The 4603-nt window shown below is 71.0% G+C and carries 4 protein-coding genes and 1 pseudogene; 1 reads left to right on the top strand and 4 read right to left on the bottom strand.

The genetic code is table 11. From position 1 onward, the window contains the following. Positions 1 to 165: 165 nt before the first annotated feature. The 3 genes from ACWEN3_RS41955 to ACWEN3_RS41965 all read right to left on the bottom strand — a co-directional run bounded on the left by ACWEN3_RS41955 (position 166) and on the right by ACWEN3_RS41965 (position 3452). On the bottom strand, positions 166 to 1638 hold the full coding sequence (locus ACWEN3_RS41955; protein ID WP_452982654.1) for a sialidase family protein: 1473 nt from the start codon (positions 1636 to 1638) through the stop codon (positions 166 to 168). Between the two features lie 719 nt (positions 1639 to 2357). Further along, on the bottom strand, positions 2358 to 2633 hold the full coding sequence (locus ACWEN3_RS41960; RefSeq protein ID WP_452982657.1) for a hypothetical protein: 276 nt from the start codon (positions 2631 to 2633) through the stop codon (positions 2358 to 2360). Between the two features lie 585 nt (positions 2634 to 3218). Then, positions 3219 to 3452: a hypothetical protein gene (locus tag ACWEN3_RS41965; protein ID WP_452982660.1), complete on the bottom strand. Its 234-nt coding sequence runs from the start codon at positions 3450 to 3452 to the stop codon at positions 3219 to 3221. 278 nt (positions 3453 to 3730) lie between these two features. On the opposite strand from ACWEN3_RS41965, the gene ACWEN3_RS41970 reads away from it, so the two are divergent. Then, entirely contained in the window at positions 3731 to 3988 is a 258-nt protein-coding gene (locus ACWEN3_RS41970) for an SCO2583/SCO2584 N-terminal domain-containing protein (protein ID WP_452982663.1), read from the top strand. Positions 3989 to 4001: 13 nt separating this feature from the next. Here ACWEN3_RS41970 and ACWEN3_RS41975 read toward each other — a convergent pair. Further along, positions 4002 to 4603 (bottom strand): annotated as a pseudogene (locus ACWEN3_RS41975) (hypothetical protein); the annotation flags it as partial.

Here is a 4603-nt window from a genome sequence, read left to right on the forward strand (position 1 = left end):
CGGAAGGCTCTTCATGAAGCATCCCAATGACTCCGGCATCGCTCACGGCAGTCCCGCCCAGCACGGGAGAGCCGGCCGACGGCTTTTCGGCACCGGCTTCCGGGCGACCGATTCATGCTCATGGGACTCCACGGGCCGCGCGGACCTGGCTGGAGCGCCTGTCGGTCAGCGGGTGCGGAGACTGCTGGTGTACACGTCCGTACGGTTCTGTGGTGCGCCGGAGTGGGTCTCGGTGAGCACCGCCCGTACTCCCTTGCCGTCTGCCACCAGGCCTTGGTAGTCGCCGAGGAAGTAGCCCCCGGCGAACGGCGCCTGCAGCCAGTCGAAGACCCGCGAGATCCGTCGTTCGGTCCGGAGCTTCGGGTTTCCGTGCTGCAGCGTGGCCAGTTGGTAGGCGGTGGGCAGGGTGGTGGTGTTGCCGGGCTTGAGGAAGCGCAGGTCGTAGTAAGTGAGCGCGACCGTGCCCCGCTCGGCGACCGCGATCGACGGTGAGAAGGCCGGAACGCCCTTGGGGCTGATCAGCTCCGGGGTCCCCCATGTGCGTCCGCCGTCGGTGGACCGCACAAGCTGGACGGAGTCGAACCGTCCACCGGAGAAGTCCGAGCCCTCGTAGGCCATGTACAGCGTGCCTGTCCTGGGGTCGACGGCCGGGCTCGGCAAGGTGGCCGCGGCGCGCAGCAGTTTGGCGGGGTCGTTCGGGTCGACCTCCGGTACGGAGGTGTCCCGGACCACGGTGACCGGGACGCTCCAGGTCTCTCCGGCGTCGGTCGAGGTGACCACCTCGTAGCGGGCTTCGACGACGGTGCTCAGGTCGTCGGAGTAGGTGATCCGGTCGAAGAAGTCGTACAGGGTGCCGGTGCGCCGGTCGGCGACGATCAGATGGCCGATGGTCTGGGTGTTGGGCACGGTGCTGGTGTCGACGAACGGCCGGGCCTTGCTCCAGGTGCGGCCGCCGTCGCGGGTGAGGGAGATGTAGCCGGGACCGTCGAGGGAGCTGGGGCCGGGTGGGTCGTTGTCGAGGCGGTTCCAGACCTGGTAGGCGGTGCCCTTGCGCATCGGGTCGGCGGTGAGTGAGGGCTTGTCGTTGAAGAACGGCTGCTCGTCGACGTGCGTGGTGGTGAGGTTCCGCCAAGTGCGGCCGCCGTCGCGGGACGTGACTGCCAGGAGGGCGCTGCGCGTGCTCTTCGCGAAGTCGACGCCCTCCCCGCCGGCGTAGACCGTGCCGTCCGGTCCGGTGCTCACCCAGGGGTCGGAGGCCCGTTCGTAGTCCGCGCCACCGGGGGCGCACAGGCTGAACGGCAGCGTGCTCCGGTGGAAGGTGTGGCCGTCCGTGGTCCAGCCGGCCGCCAGGCCACGGGCGCCGCCGTCGTTCCAGCGGTCCTGCTGGAACACGGTGACCACGCGCCTGGGGTCGCGCGGATCGACGGACAGGTACGGCTCGACCTCGGTGGCCGGGTAGACGATGCTGTCGGGGGACCTCGCTCCGATGGTGCACTTCGCGTACGGGTCGCCGTGGGACACCTTGACCAGTGGTGTGCCGTCGGGGTTCCGGTCCGCTGCGGCGGGAGTCGCGCCGGTGACCGTGACGAGCAGGAGCGCGGCGGTGGTGACGGCGGTCAGGGGCAGGAAGACGCGCATGCGGGATCTCCTCCGGGCCTGTCGGCCGGGGTACGGGACCGCCGTCATCGGGGCGGCCTGGGGCGCGGAGGCGTACCGGAACGCGAGGGTGGGGCGACTCCGCTTGGTCCCTTTCGGCGTTGCAGCCGGTGCCCTTGATGGGCCGAACGACGGAGTCGTCCCTGGGGTCGTCGAGGAGCACGGCGGAGCCGACCGGCGGGTGCACCGTGCCGGTCGGCTCCTTGGTCGTGCTGTTACGGCGCCGTCTCGTGGGTCCCCGGAGAGGGCCGTGGGCCGCGTGCCGGTCGGCGATGCCGGCGGGGTCGGCCTCGGCTCAGACGGGTTGATGGGGCGGGATGACCTGCTGGACCTCTTCCACGGTGGGGATCATGACGACATGGCCGAGGCCGTTCAGGACGGCGCGGACCGTCTCGAAGCGGTGACGGCCTTGGCTTCGAGACGGTCGGCGTCCACCATCCCGAGTGCCGGGGTGTCGAGACGGGCGCGGGCGATCCACCCGACGGTGGACCGGGTGCCGTCACCACCTACCCACCGCGCCGGGTGCACCGGCCGGACTGGTTGCCCAGCGGTGCGCCGACCGGTCAAGTCATCGCCGGCGTGGTCCCGTCAGGCAGCGCGCAGGCGCTCAGCATGGACGCTTCGCATGAGGCCCGCGAGGCTTGGCTGTGCAACGCGCCCGGGCGGTGACTGCCCGGCCCCGGAGAGGCATGCGCGGTCCTCTAACGCGGTTCGTGGGCCGCCGCCCGGCAGGCACCGGTCGCGGCGCCGCCCGCCACTCCGGCCCCGGTCAGCCCGGTCACACAACCCTGCAGGTCTCCGACCACCCCACGGGTGCAGGCCGCTGTGACGGAGCCGGAAGCGGTAGCACCGGCCAGTTGGGCCATCTGTGCGCAGGCGGGGATGTCCGCCCGGGCCGCGGGAGCGGCGAGGACCGCACCGCCGAGGGTGAGGGTCAGGCCGGTGAGGGCACCGGCGATACGGGTCGACGTGCGCATGGGACGCACCTGCCTTCCGGGTTGGTCGCGCGGTCCTGATTCCGGCGGGCCGGATCCACGCGGTAAGGCCGCCTGGCGACGCTCGGTGAGTGGTGCCCCGGCCGGCGGGCTCACAGCCTGACCGCACGATTCCGCGTCGCATCCATTGAGCCGCACCGGGACATGGTCGCCAGGCCGAAGGAGAGGGCCCCGGACCGGATGAGACGCTCTCGGACCTCCACTCGCGGGCCCCTCACTCCAGCGTCGCATCCTCTCCCCCGCCCGTCCTGGGCACCCGGGGGCGGCCGGCCTTCGCTTCCCCGCGAGGTGCTGGGCCGCCACTGCGGTGGCACTTGACGGCGAGCGCCGACGGGAGGCCAAGGTGTCGCCCCGTTGTCGCCAAAGGTGAGCCAGCTTCACCCATTCCGAGTAATCGGCCGTCCCTGGCATAGCCCGGTCATCCCGAAGAACCGAACCAAGGACACGCAGGATCGACGTGTATATAGAGGGAAGCGGTCAAACTTCTTCGACGTGTGATCGGCACCGAGGGCCGCCACCGGGAGCGCTCCGGGTGGCGGCCCTCGGCCGTGTTCGGGCGGACCTCCGTCAGCCCACCACGACCACGACGACGGGGACGTTGTTGAAGTTGTTGCGGAAGAATCTGTCGCGGTTGAAGCAGTTGCCGCCCCACCAGTTGTTGAAGAAGCAGCCACGCTGGGTGGCGATCTGGGTCGGAGTGGCTGCCGACGCCGTGCCTGCGGTGCCGAGCACGGCTCCGCCGGTCATCAGCACGCCGATGGCGGACACTGCGGCGAGACGTCTCGCGCGGTGTGCATTCATGGAATCCACCTTCCTTCCACCCTCGTGCGGCATTTCCGGGCACGAGTCGGATGGGCCCGCGACCTCGGAAACGGAGTCCGGCGCGGCCGTAGGGGGCCGCACGAGCAAGAGAAGGAGGGGTGTACGTCATCGGGCACCCCTCGGTGCGGCTTCACCTCTTGATGCTAGCCGCGCCCCGACCCGGCGGCATCCTGGGCAACCTTTGCCGCTTCCCAGGCTTCCTACTCTCGGGGGATCATCCTCCTGCACTCCAACCGGACGAGAGAGGTTGAACGGGGATGTCTGAACTGGACGACTGGGAGAAGGAGTTCGATCACGGGTGGGCGAACTCCGCCCAGCACAAGGAGCCCTCGGCGCGGGCCCGGATGCTCGCCGCACGCTGGAAGGAGAACCCGCCGAACCCGGAGCCGTTCCGCGCCGACCCGGGCCCCCGGGAGCCGCGCCGCTCGTCCTGGGTGTCGACGGCGGTCGTGCTCGGCTGTGTGGCCGTGGTGATCGTGCTGCTGGGGTACGCCCAGATGCGGTCCGGCTACTGAGGCAGGGCGGCCGTCAGCCCGCGTCGAGCAGGGCCGCCCACTCGTCGGGCCGGGTACGCTGGTCGAAGCGGGCGACTGTGACGTCCCCGGAGACGACGCCGCCGCGCCAGCGGTAGATCTGCCCGAAGGCGTCCGCGTCCGCGCAGGTCTTCGGCACGCGCCGGCTGAACGTGACCGCGATGCGGTCGCCGCGCCGCACCTCGACCGGCTCGGCGACCGGCAGATACGCGTGCTTCCAGGAGTCGGACGTGGTCCGGGCCGCGGGATCGCCGGCGCCGACGTCGTCCCCGGAGATGTCCAGGGCGACGGTGTCCGACAGATCGGCCACGAAGTAGCCCTGGAAACCGGTGAACACGCCGTCGCGCTGCACGGTGTGCACGAGCGGTACCCGGTACTCGCCCGGGTACCCGGGGTCGGCGCCGAAGTCGTAGCGGCGCAGCAGCCGGGGCGTGGCGAGCCGGGTGGCGGCCGGGAGCACCGTGTCGTAGTACAGGTCGAACGGGCCGCGGGCGCCCCGGCAGCGCAGCAGACGGGCATCCGTTTCAGCCGCGGCGACACCGGCCGCGCCACCTATGCGCTGACCCAGGTCGCTCAAATGGTTGAAACGGGACGATT

Source organism: Streptomyces sp. NPDC004561, assembly GCF_053602155.1.